The 13,484-nt window shown below is 66.7% G+C and carries 15 protein-coding genes; 12 read left to right on the top strand and 3 right to left on the bottom strand.

The features are described 5' to 3' along the window. Nucleotides 1–218: 218 nt before the first annotated feature. A complete protein-coding gene (locus AC1REK_RS27470; RefSeq protein WP_492270897.1) occupies nucleotides 219–956 on the bottom strand; it encodes a GntR family transcriptional regulator in 738 nt (245 codons plus the stop codon). Nucleotides 957–1,311: 355 nt separating this feature from the next. On the opposite strand from AC1REK_RS27470, the gene AC1REK_RS27465 reads away from it, so the two are divergent. From AC1REK_RS27465 to AC1REK_RS27410, 12 genes are read left to right on the top strand one after another with little or no spacing between them, the layout of a single operon-like run. Then, entirely contained in the window at nucleotides 1,312–1,830 is a 519-nt protein-coding gene (locus AC1REK_RS27465; protein ID WP_492270896.1) for a MaoC family dehydratase, read from the top strand. Nucleotides 1,831–1,838: 8 nt separating this feature from the next. Continuing rightward, a complete protein-coding gene (locus AC1REK_RS27460) occupies nucleotides 1,839–3,002 on the top strand; it encodes an acyl-CoA dehydrogenase family protein (RefSeq protein ID WP_492270895.1) in 1,164 nt (387 codons plus the stop codon). Then, entirely contained in the window at nucleotides 2,999–4,186 is a 1,188-nt protein-coding gene (locus AC1REK_RS27455) for a CaiB/BaiF CoA transferase family protein (protein ID WP_492270894.1), read from the top strand. Before AC1REK_RS27460 ends, AC1REK_RS27455 begins: the two co-directional genes overlap by 4 nt. 10 nt (nucleotides 4,187–4,196) lie before the next feature. Further along, nucleotides 4,197–5,306 (top strand): CaiB/BaiF CoA transferase family protein, encoded by a 1,110-nt coding sequence (locus AC1REK_RS27450; RefSeq protein WP_492270893.1) that lies wholly within the window; start codon nucleotides 4,197–4,199, stop codon nucleotides 5,304–5,306. Beyond that, nucleotides 5,303–5,923 carry an isochorismatase family protein gene (locus AC1REK_RS27445; RefSeq protein WP_492270892.1) on the top strand — a complete coding sequence of 207 codons (621 nt, stop codon included), beginning with the start codon at nucleotides 5,303–5,305 and terminating at the stop codon, nucleotides 5,921–5,923. Before AC1REK_RS27450 ends, AC1REK_RS27445 begins: the two co-directional genes overlap by 4 nt. A gap of 27 nt (nucleotides 5,924–5,950) precedes the next feature. After that, a complete protein-coding gene (locus AC1REK_RS27440) occupies nucleotides 5,951–6,754 on the top strand; it encodes an alpha/beta fold hydrolase (RefSeq protein ID WP_327521250.1) in 804 nt (267 codons plus the stop codon). Nucleotides 6,755–6,808: 54 nt separating this feature from the next. Continuing rightward, complete coding sequence (locus AC1REK_RS27435) at nucleotides 6,809–7,810, top strand: TRAP transporter substrate-binding protein (protein WP_492270891.1); 1,002 nt, start codon at nucleotides 6,809–6,811, stop codon at nucleotides 7,808–7,810. A 22-nt stretch (nucleotides 7,811–7,832) separates the two neighbouring features. Next, nucleotides 7,833–8,339 carry a TRAP transporter small permease gene (locus tag AC1REK_RS27430; RefSeq protein ID WP_316020942.1) on the top strand — a complete coding sequence of 169 codons (507 nt, stop codon included), beginning with the start codon at nucleotides 7,833–7,835 and terminating at the stop codon, nucleotides 8,337–8,339. Further along, the gene (locus tag AC1REK_RS27425; RefSeq protein ID WP_316020943.1) at nucleotides 8,336–9,595 is read left to right on the top strand and encodes a TRAP transporter large permease; all 1,260 of its coding nucleotides are present in this window, start codon (nucleotides 8,336–8,338) and stop codon (nucleotides 9,593–9,595) included. The genes AC1REK_RS27430 and AC1REK_RS27425 overlap by 4 nt, the downstream gene beginning before the upstream one ends. A gap of 17 nt (nucleotides 9,596–9,612) precedes the next feature. Then, a complete protein-coding gene (locus tag AC1REK_RS27420) occupies nucleotides 9,613–10,305 on the top strand; it encodes a cysteine hydrolase family protein (RefSeq protein WP_492270890.1) in 693 nt (230 codons plus the stop codon). A gap of 39 nt (nucleotides 10,306–10,344) precedes the next feature. After that, nucleotides 10,345–11,592, top strand: a complete 1,248-nt coding sequence (locus AC1REK_RS27415) for a CaiB/BaiF CoA transferase family protein (RefSeq protein WP_492270889.1) — start codon at nucleotides 10,345–10,347, stop codon at nucleotides 11,590–11,592. Between the two features lies 1 nt (nucleotide 11,593). Then, nucleotides 11,594–12,505 (top strand): hydroxymethylglutaryl-CoA lyase, encoded by a 912-nt coding sequence (locus AC1REK_RS27410; protein ID WP_492270888.1) that lies wholly within the window; start codon nucleotides 11,594–11,596, stop codon nucleotides 12,503–12,505. 146 nt (nucleotides 12,506–12,651) lie between these two features. Here the strand turns inward: AC1REK_RS27410 and AC1REK_RS27405 are convergent, their stop codons facing one another. Both AC1REK_RS27405 and AC1REK_RS27400 read right to left on the bottom strand, forming a co-directional pair. After that, nucleotides 12,652–12,927: an FCD domain-containing protein gene (locus AC1REK_RS27405; protein ID WP_492270887.1), complete on the bottom strand. Its 276-nt coding sequence runs from the start codon at nucleotides 12,925–12,927 to the stop codon at nucleotides 12,652–12,654. A gap of 299 nt (nucleotides 12,928–13,226) precedes the next feature. Continuing rightward, on the bottom strand, nucleotides 13,227–13,484 hold a 258-nt coding region (locus AC1REK_RS27400; protein ID WP_492268691.1), incomplete at its 5' end, for a hypothetical protein.

Here is a 13,484-nt window from a genome sequence, read left to right as displayed (position 1 = left end):
CCGACACCACCCTCACCCTGAAGGGCATCCAGCTCTCCAGCCTCGCCCAGGACGACTTCCGCTTCGCCTGAGCCCCAGGACACAGCGACGCAAAGGGAAAGGGCGCCGAACGGCGCCCTTTTTCGTGACCGCCGACCTGCGGCGCGTCTCGGGGCAAGCGAAGGCCACGCAGGCAGCCCATTCGGGCGGTCATGTACGGCCGAGGATGGACTTCCGCTCTAACCGTCCCGCTTCAGCCTCATCCGGTAGACGAAATGCTCGGCCGGATGCCAGTTCATCGAGGTCAGCATCGTCGAGCCGCTATCATCGATATAGCGCCTGACGAAGCGCAGTGAGGGCGCGCCGGTGCGCAGGCCCAGCGACCGCGCCGCGAAGCGCGGCAGCGGCTCCGCCGAGATTTCCTGAACGACTTCGGCGATGCGCTCGCCCGAGCGGCGCTCGATGAGATCGTAGACCGGCCCCTCGGCGGACGTGACGTCGTGAAGATGCTCGGCGAAGCGCGAATGCACGAAGACCGCGGTCGCGCAGATCGGCTCGGCCGCATGCGGCCGCCAGCGTATGCCTTCCAGCCGCATCCAGGCCGAATCGATCGGCGCAGGGATGAGCAGGGCGACATCTGCAGTGATCGCGACACGTTCGACCCTCTGGATCTCGTATTGCGTGTCGTGCGCGTACTGCGTCAGCTCCTCCAGCGAGCGCATGGCCTGGACATAGCGGGTGGTCGGGGCGCCTGCCGCGATCAGCGTCCCCGAGCCGCGCCGCCGCGACACCATCCCCAATTCGCAGAGCACGCGCAGAGCATCGCGGATCGTGTGTCGGCTCACATCGAAGCGCGCGCATAGCTCGCTTTCGGTCGGCAGCATCGAGCCGACGGCGAACGCCCCGGCCTCGATCTCCGCCTGCAGCGTCTGAGCGATCCGCTGATAGAGCGGCGAGCCGGAGGCATCCAAGGCCACACCCGGCTCCTTCGGCGACCCCTTCGCCGTTCCGTCCATGCTGTCCCGATCCATCGCAATCCCTAATGATTTATCCGGACTAATCTAGACCATCCCGCGCAACGACTCCAGCAGCGAAATCTCGCCGGCAACATAGACGTTCTGACGAGAGAGAGGGCAGACGGCATGAGAATTTGCCAAGAATGCCCTATTTCTCCACGGTATCGCAGAGTAACTTGCATCTTGCGGAGAAGGTCGCGCGATCGACCATTGCATCGCAGCATCGATTTAATGCGACGCAGCGTACGCAGGCGGTTGACTAGCCGGACATATCATTGAAAGTTGTCCGGACATATCAGCAGCCCCGCGAGCCGCCATGCGTGATGCCGTCAGAACCCTAGCCCAGCAGCGCTATCGCGAGACCTTCGGTCGCTATTACGAAGAGTTCGCGATCGGCGATGTCTACGAGCACCGGCCGGGCCGCACCATCAGCGAGACCGACAACACCTGGTTCTCACTGCTCACGATGAACACCCATCCGCTGCATTTCGACCGCGAATATGCGGCCCATTCGGAATTCGGCCGCCTCCTCGTCGCCAGCCCTCTCACCTTGTCGATCGTGGTCGGCATGAGTGTCTCCGACGTCTCGCAAAAGGCCAAAGCCAATCTCGGCTGGAAGGAGATCCGCCTGACCGCGCCGGTGTTCTGCGGCGACACGCTCTATGCGGAGACCGAAGTGCTCGAGAAGCGCGAATCCGCGAGCCGGCCGGGAGACGGAATCGTCACGGTCAAGACGATCGGCCGCAACCAGGACGGCGTCGCCGTCTGCGACTTCGTCCGCTCGATGCTGGTCCCGAAGCGCGGCCATGGCATCGACGAAGCCGCCAACTATTGAGCCGGCCGATGCGCAACGCCCCGCTTCCCGCCGACGAGGAACAGGCCCTCTTCGACACGATCGATCGCTGGCTCGACACCAAGGTCAGGCCGGTGGTGCGCCAGCACGACCATGACGATATCTATCCCGCCGAGATCGTCGAGCAGATGAAGGAGCTCGGGCTGTTCGGCGCGACGATCGGCCAGGACTATGGCGGCCTCGGCCTGCCGGCCACGACCTATGCCAAGATCGTCATGCGCATCTCCGATGTCTGGATGGCGATCACCGGCATCTTCAATTCGCATCTGATCATGGCCGCCGCCGTCGAGCGCTTCGGCACGCCCGAGCAGAAGGCGGAATGGCTGCCGCGCTTCGCCAGCGGCGAGGTCCGCGGCGGGCTCGCCCTGACCGAGCCGGATTGCGGCACCGACCTTCAGGCGATCCGGACGACGGCGCGGCGCGAAGGCAACCGCTACATCATCAACGGCACCAAGACTTGGATCTCGAACGGCATCGAAGGCTCCTGCTTCGCCTTGTTGGTCAAGACCGATCCCGGTGCCGAGCCGCGCCACAAGGGCATGAGCCTCTTCCTCGCACCGAAGAAGGAAGGCTTCCGCGTCGGCAAGAAGATCGAGAAGCTCGGCTACAAGTGCATCGACTCGGCCGAACTCGTCTTCGACGACTACGAGCTCGACGAAAGCCATCTGATCGGCGGCGTCGAGGGACACGGCTTCCAGCAGGCGACCGGCGGGCTCGAGCTCGGCCGCATCAACGTCGCCGCCCGCGGGGTCGGCCTCGCCGAAGGCGCGCTGCGCCTGGCGACGGAATACGCCCAGCTGCGCCGCAGCTTCGGCAAGCCGATCGCCGAGCATCAGGCGATCCAGCTCAAGCTCGGCGAGATGGTGACCCGGGCGCGCGCGGCGCGGCTTCTGACCCTCGATGCCGCCCTGACCTATGACCGCGGCGAGCGCTGCGACATGGAGGCCGGCATGGCGAAGTACTTCGCCTCCGAGGCCGCCGTCGAGAACAGCCTCGAGAGCATGCGCATCCATGGCGGCTACTCCTATTCGAAGGAGTTCGACATCGAGCGCTACTTCCGTGACGCGCCGCTGATGTGCATCGGCGAAGGCACCAACGAGATGCAGCGCATCATCATTTCCAAGCAGTGGATCAAGAGGAGTGCCGCCGCATGAGCCCGCTTGCCGGCCTGCGCGTCCTGACGCTGGAGCAATTCGGAGCCGGGCCCTATGGCTCGATGGCGCTCGCCGATCTTGGCGCCGAGGTGATCAAGATCGAGAGCCCGGCGCTCGGGGGAGACGCCTCGCGCCATGTCGGCCCGCATATGCTCGGCCAGGCCGACAGCCAGTATTTCCAGACCTTCAACCTGAACAAGAAGAGCGTCACCCTCGACCTCAAGACGCCGCTAGGAGCAGAGGCCTTCCGCCGGCTCGTCGCGACGGCCGATGCGGTCGTCAACAATCTGCGCGGCGACCAGCCCGACAAGCTCGGCCTGACCTATGACGCTCTCAAGGCGGTCAACCCGCGCATCGTCTGCCTGCACATCTCGGCCTATGGCCGCGAGAACGAGCGGCGTGGCTGGCCGGGCTACGACTACTTGATGCAGGCCGAGACCGGCATCATGAGCGTCACCGGCGAGCCCGACGGCGCCCCGACGCGGCTCGGCCTGTCGATGATCGACTTCATGACCGGCATCACCGGCGCGGTCGGCCTGCTCGCGGCCATCCTGAAGGCGCGCACCAGCGGCATCGGCGCCGATGTCGATACCTGCCTGTTCGACGTCGCGCTGCACCAGCTCTCCTATCCGGCGACCTGGTATCTGAACGAAGGCGACGTGCCGGCGCGAATGGCGCGCAGCGCGCATCTTTCGGCGGTGCCGGTGCAGACCTTCGAGACGGCCGATGGCTGGCTCTTCATCATGTGCATGACCGACAAGTTCTTCAACGCGCTGGTCGGCGCCATGAACCGAGCCGATCTGGCGAGCGACGAGCGCTTCTCGACCATGAAGGCAAGGCGGGCCAATCGCGGCCTGCTGACCCAGGAACTCGACGCGGAATTCGCCAAGGCGGGCACCCAGGAATGGCTTTCGCGCCTGAACGGGCTGTTGCCGGTGGCGCCGGTGTTCGACATCCCCCAGGCCTTCGCCAACTCCTTCGTCGAGCGCATCGGCATGGTGACGCAGGTGCCTCACCCGCAACGTCCGGACCTGCGCTGCCTGGCGAGCCCGCTGCGGATCAATGGCGAGCGGCCGCAGGCGACCGCCTGCAGCCCGCTCGGCGCGGATACCGAAAGCGTGCTGCGCGGGATCGGCTTCGGTGCCGACGAGATCGCGGCGCTGCGCGCCGGCGCGGCAGCCTAGGACAAGGACGATGAAGCTCGAAGGCCTCCGCGTCGTCGATCTCTCGGTCTTCTTGCCGGGGCCCTATCTGACGATGACGCTCGCCGATCACGGCGCGCAGGTCCTGAAGATCGAACCGCCGGGCGGCGATCCCGGCCGCGAGATCGGCCCGCGCGTCAACGGCGAAACCGTATTCTTCCGCAACATGAACCGCGGCAAGGAAAGCATTGTTATCGATCTTAAAAAGCCCTCTGGGCGCGACAGGCTCCTGAAGCTCTGCGACGAGGCCGATGTCGTGATCGAGACCTTCCGGCCCGGCGTCGTGCGGCGTCTCGGCGTCGATTACGAGACGGTCAGTGCCCGCAATCCCCGCGTGGTCTACTGCTCGATCAGCGCTTTCGGCCAGGACGGCCCCTATCGCGACCGTCCGGCCCATGATCTCGCCGTCGAAGCCCTTGGCGGAGCGATTTCGATCAATGAAGGGCAGGACGACGCACCCGCCATTCCCGGCATCCCCGCCGCCGACATGCTGAGTTCGCTGCAGGCTTTGTCCGGCGTGCTGATGGCGCTGCTGCGCCGCGAGCGGACAGGGCGCGGCGACTATCTCGACATGTCGATGCACGACGCGGTGCTCGCCGCCTATCCCAATGTCGTCGGCCCGGTCTTCGCCCATGGCCGCGACCCCGTGCCGAAGCATGAGCGCAGCATGGGCGGCGCCGCCTTCTACCGGATCTACGCGACGGCCGACGGGCGCCACATCGTGCTCGGCGGCCAGGAGGCGAAGTTCATCCGTAACCTGCTGACCGCCCTAGATCGCCCCGAGCTGGCCGGGCTTTGCGAGGCAGGTCCCGGCCCGCACCAGGCACCGGTGATCGCCTTCCTGTCCGAGACTTTCGCGCAGCGCAGCCAGGCGGAATGGGTCGAATGGTTCGCCGGACGCGACATCTGCTTCGCACCGGTCAAGCGGATCAGCGAGGCGTTCGAGGACCCACACGCTCTGCATCGCGGCATGGTGCTGGGTGACGGTGCGACCCGACAGATCGGGCCAGCGATCAAGTTCCGGCACGAGCCGGCGCGCCCGCGGCTGAGCGTGCCGCGGCTGCGGGAAGCGATTTCGGAGAAGGACGGGGTGGACGCATGAGCTTCGAAGCCGGCGGCTATGGCGAGATCGGGATCGGCTGGGGCAAGCGCCCGGCGGTGATCGCGGTCGATTTCCAGCTCGCCTTCACCGATCCCGCCTATCCGCTTGGCCAGTCCAGCCACATCCACGCCGCCGTCGAGCGCACCTCGGCGCTGCTCGCCTTCGCTCGGGCCAACAGCGTGCCGGTCGCGACCTGCCGCACGGCCTGGTGCGGCGAGAAGGACATGATCCTGTGGAAGGCGAGCGCCGTGCGCGACGGCATGTTCCATGGCGACCGGCCGACGGAGATGGACCCGCGCATCCACGACGCCGCCTATGACGTCAATTTCGTCAAGGCGGCGCCGTCGATCTTCTTCGGCACGCCGCTGGTCTCCTACCTGAACAAGGCGCAGGTCGACACGGTGATCGTCACTGGCTGCACGACCAGCGGCTGCGTGCGCGCCTCGATCATCGACTGCTTCTCCTACGGTTTCCGGACGATCGTCCCGGAGGACTGCGTCGGCGACATGGGCCTGGAGGCGCACCGCGCCAACCTGCTCGATGTCGGCCGTCGCTATGCCGACGTGGTCGATGCCGAAACCTGCATGGCCGAAATCCGCAAGCTCACGGCGTCCTGACGCCAGACCGACCGACGAGGAAAGACGATGCCGATCGCCCGTATCAACGGCCACGACATGAACTACGAGATCCACGGCAAGGGCGAACCTGTCCTGCTGATGGGCGGCTGGGGCACCTTCTGCCATGGCGAGCACCACCACCTGCCCTGGGGCCTGACCGACCGCTATTCCGTGGTGATCTTCGACCATCGCGGCATCGGCGATTCCGGCGACGAGCTCGACAAGCCGGCAACGACCCGGATGTATGCCGACGACGCGATCGGCCTGCTTTCCCATCTCGATATCCCGAACGCGCATGTGATCGGCCTGATCGGCATGGGCGCCTGCATCGCCCAGGAAATGGCGATCAGCCATCCGCAGCTCGTCCGTTCGATGGTCAACACGGGCGCCTGGCTGAAGACCGACCGCTTCCTCACCGACCAGCTCGAGCTGTTCCGCAACGTTCACCGCGACATGGGCTTTCTGGCCTTCCAGCACGCGGTGACGGTCCTGTCCTTCGAGCCGGAATACTACAACCGCAATATCGACCGGCTGCTCGGCGTCGACGGCGTCTGGGGCCATCTCAACGGGCGCTACCCCGCACATTCGCGCCTGATCGACGCCTGCATCGCCCACGACACCACCGGGCGCGCCGGAGAGATCAAGGCGCCGACCTTCGTGCTGCATGCCGGGCTCGACCAGGTCACGGGGCCCCGGACGACCCAGCCGATCCAGGACGCCATCCCGGGCGCGGAAGGCTACCTGCTCGCCGAGGCGGCCCATGTCATCGCCGGCAAGGCGATGAAGGCGCGCTTCTCCGAGCTGCTCTTCGATTTCCTTGGAAAGCACTGAGCCTGCCGGCCCCGGCCGTCTCCGGGAAGAAGACAAATCAGAGGGGAGAAAACCATGTCCATCACCCGCCGCCACGCGGTCGCCGCCATCGCCTCCACGCTCGCGCTCGGCGCCGCCGGCGGCGCGCAGGCCCAGGAGAAGTCGATCACCATCCGCTTTCCGTTCGAATATGCGGATGACGTCGCGCCCGGCCTCGCCAACCAGGCCTTCAAGAAGCTGGTCGAGGAACGCTCGAACGGGCGCATCAAGGTCCAGCTCTATCCGAATGGCAGCTTGCTCAAGGGCCTCGACCTGCTGCAGGGCGTGGTTCGCGGCGACGCGGAAATGACCACGCTGGTCTCCGCCTACTGGGTCGGCGTCTCCCCCAAGATGAGCGTCTTCGACCTGCCCTACGCCTTCCCGACGCATGAGGCCTTCTACAAGGCGATGGACGACAAGGCCTTCCAGAAGGAAGCGTTCGCCGAGCTCGAGAGCAAGGGCGTCAGGGTGCTCGGCATGCTGCCCTACGACTATGTCGTGCCCGGCTCGCGCAAGGGCCCGATCATCAAGCCGGAGGATTTCAAGGGGCTGAAGCTGCGCGCCGTCGGCAAGACCAATGCCGCAGCGCTCTCGGCCATCGGCGCGACCGCGGTCGCGATCAACATCACGGAAGTCTCGACCTCGATCCAGCAGGGCGTGATCGACGGGCTGAACACGCCGCTCGACGCCTTTCAGAGCTACCGCTTCTACGAGAGCATCAAGAACATCACGTACGCCAAGTATTTCTTCGCCTTCTATCCGTGGACGGTGAACGGCAAGTTCTGGGACAGCCTCTCGGAGGCCGACCGCAAGCTGATCGGCGACGCCGCGACCGAGACCATGGTCGGCCACAAGCCGCGCGCTCGCCAGGCCGCCGACTCCGCCAAGGCCGATCTCGCGCAGAAGGGCGTCAAGTTCCACGAGCAGACCGCCGACGAAGCCAAGGCCTGGGCCAAGGCCATGTCACCGGTCTGGGAGGCCGCCGAGAAGCAGTTCGGCAAGCCGCTCATCGAGAAGATGCGGACCTTCGGCGGCTGATCGGACTGGTGGGAGGTGTAGCATGTTGCGCTGGCTCAACCGGCTCGACGACTGGCTCGCGGGGCTTGCCCTCTTTGCCTGTCTCGCGGTCGTCTGCTTCGAAATGACCGGGCGGTCGATCTTCAACACCTCCCATCTCTGGTCCGAGGAGCTCTCGCGCTACCTCATCATCGTCTCGACCTATTTCGGTGCGGCCGCCGCCGTCCGCACCGATGACCACATCCGGGTCGAGCTGCTGATCAGCTTTCTCTCGCCGCCTGCGCGGCGGGCACTTGAGGTGCTGGTGTCGCTGCTCTGCGCCACCTTCACAGGCACGGTCGGCTATTTCGGCTATCGCTGGGTCAAGGACAGTGTCGAACTCGGCCTATTCTCGGCCGACAGCTCGCTGGCGATCCCGATCTACGTCTTCCAGGCGGTCGTGCCAGTCGGCTTCGCGATCATGACCCTGCGCTTCCTCGCCAAGGCAGTGCACACCGCCCGCGAGCCCGCAGCTGCCGCGGTCCAGCCCGAAACCGTTGGTGTCCAATGACCCTGTTCATCGTCTGCGCGCTGTTTCTGCTGCTGGCCATCGGCGTGCCCGTGGCCTTCGCACTCGGGCTGGTCGGGCTGGGCGCGGTGGCGTTCTTCGGCGGCACCTCGTTCACCCAGCTCGCGCAATCGCAATTCGCCAATCTCGACAGCTTCGTCCTGCTCGCCATCCCGTTCTTCGTGCTGGCCGGCAACATCATGGTGAAGGGCCACCTCGCCACCTACCTCTACGGCTTCATGCGGGCGCTGACCCGGCCGATCACCGGCGGCCCTGCAGTCGGCGCAGTCCTGGCCTCCGCGATCTTCGGGGCGATGAGCGGATCCTCGGCCGCGGCCGCGGCCGCGCTCGGTCGCGTCACCATCCCGGAGCTCGACAGGCTCGGCTTCCCGCGCTCCTTCTCGTCGGGCATCATGGCCGCTGGCGGCACGCTCAGCATCCTGATCCCGCCCAGCATCGTCTTCGTCATCTACGGGGCCATCGCCAAGGTCTCGGTGGCCGAGCTGTTCACCGCCGGCATCCTGCCCGGCATCTTCCTCGCCACGCTGATCGGCCTCGTCGCCTTCGCGCTGTGCCTGCGCAATGGCTGGAGCCGCGCCGAACGCTTCTCGGCAACCGAGATCCTGCAGACCGGAATCAAGGCTCTTCCGGCCCTGGTCATGCCCGGAATCGTGCTCGGCGGCATCTATGGCGGTATCTTCACACCGACGGAAGCCGCCGCGGTCTCGGCCATCTATGGCCTGATCGCCGGACTCCTGATCTATCGCAGCATGTCGCTGGCCGACCTGCCGGCGCTGTTCGTCGACAGCGCGCGCATGACGGCGACCATCCTGATCATCCTCGCCGGAGCGATCTTCATCGGCATGCTGTCGACGCTGGCCGGCATCCCGCAGGCGATCGTCGGCGCCGTCGAGGCGCTCAACCTGTCGGCATGGCAGTTCCTGCTGATCATCAACATCCTCCTGCTCATCCTCGGCTGTTTCCTCGACGGCATCACCATCCTCACCGTGATCATGCCGATGCTGCTGCCAAGCCTGCGGCTGCTCGAGATCGACCTGATCCATTTCGCGATCATCCTCTGCATCAACATCGAGATCGCTTCGATCACGCCGCCGGTCGGGATGAACCTCTTCGTCATCGGCAGCATCTCGCGCACGCCGCTGGAGACCATCGTCCGTGGCGTCGTGCCCTTCATCCTGACGCTGACCTTCGCCCTTCTGCTCATCACCTATCTGCCGGCCCTGTTCCTGCTCGGTTGATCCCTAGGAGAAACGCCATGCATCCCGAATACATCGAAGCTTTCACCCGCAAGGTCGCCATCGATCCCGCCAAGACCGCGTTGATCCCGGTCGACCTGCAATATGCCTCGGGCAGCCGCGAGCACGGGCTCGGCGCTCTGCTCGCGAGCCAGGGCAAGCTCGACGAGGCGAGCTACCGCTTCGACCGGATCGAGAAGGTCGTGCTCCCCAACACGAAGCGCCTGCTCGACGCCTGGCGCGGGCTCGGCGCCCGGGTGATCTACGTCACCCTCGGCTGCGAGTTGCCGGACTATGCCGATGCGGCGCCGAGCACCCGCGCCTTCTTCACCGCGACCAAGAACACGATCGGCAACCGCGAGCACGAGATCGTCGACGAGATCAAGCCGCTGCCGGGCGAGCTCGTGATCAACAAGCGCACCCAGGGCGCCTTCGCCTCCTCGGGCATCGAATCCGCGCTGCGTGGCCTCGGCATCGAGACGATCGTCGTCACCGGCGTCTCCACCAACAACTGCGTCGAGACGACGGCGCGCGAGGCCTCCGACCGCGGCTTCGGCGTGGTGATGGTCTCGGATGCGACGGGAACCTGCAGCGACGAGATGCAGAACGCCACCCTCAAGGGCTTCTCGCGGCTCTGGGGCCGGGTCGCCTCGACGGACGAGGTCATCGCCGAGCTGCGCACCGGACGCGCCCTCGGCGTCGCGGCCGAATAGGCCGCGACAACCCACGCGCAAGACAATCAGGAGTCCATGATGAGCAATGCCAGCGCCAACGCGGCCGGCCGGTCCGGCCCGCTGTCCGATATCCGGGTGATCGAGATGGGACAGCTTCTCGCCGGTCCCTTCTGCGGTCAGCTGCTGGCCGATTTCGGTGCCGAGGTGATCAAGATCGAGCAGCCCGGCATCGGCGACCCGATGCGCGAATGGGGGCGCGAGAAGCCGCAGGGCGTCTCGCTCTGGTGGCCGGTCGTCGCCCGTAACAAGAAGTCGATCGAGCTCAATGCACGCGGCGCCGAGGGCCAGCAGATCGTCCGGGACCTCGTCGCCAAATCGGACATCCTGATCGAGAACTTCCGGCCGGGCACCATGGAGAAATGGGGGCTGGGCTATGACGAGCTCGCCAAGATCAACCCCAGGCTGATCATGATCCGCGTCTCCGGCTACGGCCAGACCGGCCCCTATGCCGGCAAGGCCGGCTATGGCTCGATCGGCGAGGCGATGGGCGGGCTGCGCTATGTCGTCGGCGACCCGGCGACGCCACCGAGCCGGATGGGCATCTCGATCGGCGACACGCTGGCGGCGACCTTCGCCTGCATTGGCGGGCTCATGGCCCTGCATGCCCGCGACCGGCTCGGCCGCGGACAGGTCGTCGACAGCGCGATCTACGAGGCGGTGCTGGCGGTGATGGAGAGCCTCGTCACCGAATACGACCAGACCGGCTATGTCCGCGAGCGGACGGGCGCGATCCTGCCTTTCGTCGCGCCCTCGAACGTCTATCCGACCAGGGACGGGGTGTTCGTGCTGATCGCCGCCAATCAGGACGGCGTCTTCCGCCGCCTGACCGAGGCGATGGGCCGCCCCGAACTCGGCGCAGACCCGCGTTTCGCCAACCACACCGCTCGCGGCGAGCGGCAGGCCGAGCTCGATGCGCTGATCGCCGAATGGACGGGCGGCCTCGGACGCGAGGAACTCGGCGAGAAACTCGACGCAGCAGGCGTCCCGCGCGGCGACATCTACCGCGCCCCCGAGATGCTCGCCGATGCGCATTTCCAGGCCCGCAAGGCCATCGTCGACGTGCTTCACCCGCGGCTCGGCAAGCTGCGCATGCAGAATGTCGCGCCCAAGCTCTCGGTGACGCCGGGCGAGGTCCGCGATGTCGGTCCCGAGCTCGGCCAGCACAATGCCGAGATCTTCGGCAGCCTGCTCGGCCTGGACGAGGGCCGGCTGGCGGCACTGCGCGAGAGCGGCGTCATCGGCGCGGCGCTCGCTCGCGTGGCCTGACATGGCGGACCGCATGCTGCCGGCGCGCGTCGAGATCGTCGAGGTCTCGCCGCGCGACGGGTTACAGAACGAAGCGCGCCCGGTCTCCACCGCCGACAAGCTCGCCCTCATTGCGAGGCTGGTCGATGCCGGCGCGCGCCGGATCGAGGCGACGAGCTTCGTCAACCCGGCCCGCGTGCCGCAGATGGCCGATGCCGAAGCGGTCATGACCGCGCTGAAGGACCGCCACGAGGGGGTCAGCTTCTCGGGTCTCGTGCTCAATGCGCGCGGCGCCGAGCGAGCCATCGCCTCCGGCTGCCACGAACTGACCTATGTCGTCGTAGCTAGCGAGACCTTCTCCATGCGCAACCAGGGGCGCGGCATCGCCGATACGCTCGATGGCTGGCGGCAGATCGAGCCTTTGGCGCGGGCCGCCGGCCGCCGCCGCAACGTCCTCGTCGCCGCGGCCTTCGGATGTCCGTTCGAAGGAAGGGTGGCCGAAGCTGCGGTGCTCGATATCGTCGACAGGGTCGCCGATATCGGCGCTGACGAGATCGGCCTCGCCGACACGATCGGCGTCGGAACTCCCGGACAGGTCGGCGATCTTTTCGCCGATGCGCATGCCCGGCTGGGCGCGCTACCGCTACGCGCCCATTTCCACGACACCCGCAACACCGGCATCGCAAATGCCGTCGCTGCGCTGGGTGCCGGCGCCAGCATCCTGGATTCGAGCTGCGGCGGCATCGGCGGTTGCCCGTTCGCGCCACGCGCGACCGGAAACATCGCGACCGAGGATCTGGTCTACCTGCTCGACGGCATGGGCATCGCGTCTAGCATCGACGGGCGCGCGCTCGCGGCGCTCGATCCCTGGCTCGCCGCATTGCTGGGGCATGCCGTCCCGGGCTCGCTCGGCAAGGCCGGCTGGTTCGGCTAGCGGTCCTCTGCAGGAGGAGCGCGCCAGGGTCGCGCCGTCGCCGCCGACCGCTCGAAGGATGCCGACGCTTCCGGCGGCTGATCGAGGAACAGAAAACGAATTACGACGCCCAGCGGTCCTGTGCGCGCAGCGGCGGGCCTATCACCCTACTTCCCATCATCAGCTGCCGCCAGCACGCTGAAGCGCGCGCTGCGGACATGGGCGCGCATTACCTCCTCGGCCTGCGCCGGGTTGCGCCCCTGCAGCGCCGCCAGGATCGCCTTGTGCTCGCTGAAGGCGGCCTGTGCACGCCCGGGCCGGGTGCTCGAGCGCAGCCGGTGAAGCCGCAGCTGATAGTAGGCCTCGTCGAGCAGCAGCAGTTCGAGGCTTTCAAGGGCCGCGTTCGCCACAGCCTGGTCCGTGGCGGATTTGCGCTCCGCCACGGAGAACTCGTCGCGGAGGCCGCAGGGCGTGGCCGATATCTACGCTGAAGCTTGTCTAGATGCCCCGGACCTCGGGCCCGGCACCCGATACGGCGGATCGGGCTTGTGCCTCTCGAGCGCGGCAATCGATCGGTTGGAGGTCAGCCCGCAATGGACGCGAGCAGCCGATCAGATCGGCTTGCGCGATGAGGCACTGAGCCGCCTCTCCGCGAGGCCGCCGGATGGCCGCTTGCTTCCAGCGGTCACGAATAAGGGCGCCGTTCGGCGCCCTTTCCTTTTGCGTTGCAGTGTCCTGGGGCTCAGGCGAAGCGGAAGTCGTCCTGGGCGAGGCTGGAGAGCTGGATGCCCTTCAGCGTCAGGGTGGTGTCGGCATCGACGGTGAAGACCGTGTCGGCGCCGAGCTGCGCCGCGCTCTCCATGGCGGCCTCGAAATCGGCGAAGAGCCCGACCGAGAACTCCAGCACGTCCGAGGACGAGCCCGAGGTCTTGAAGTCGGTGATCACGTCCTTGCCGAAGCCGGCCGCGAAGACGAAGACGTCATGGCCGGAGCCGCCGGT

The sequence above is a fragment of the Allobosea sp. GW823-FHT02B03 genome (assembly GCF_058797755.1).
Note: the sequence above shows the minus strand (reverse complement) of the source record. Positions and strands in the feature narration are given on the sequence as shown.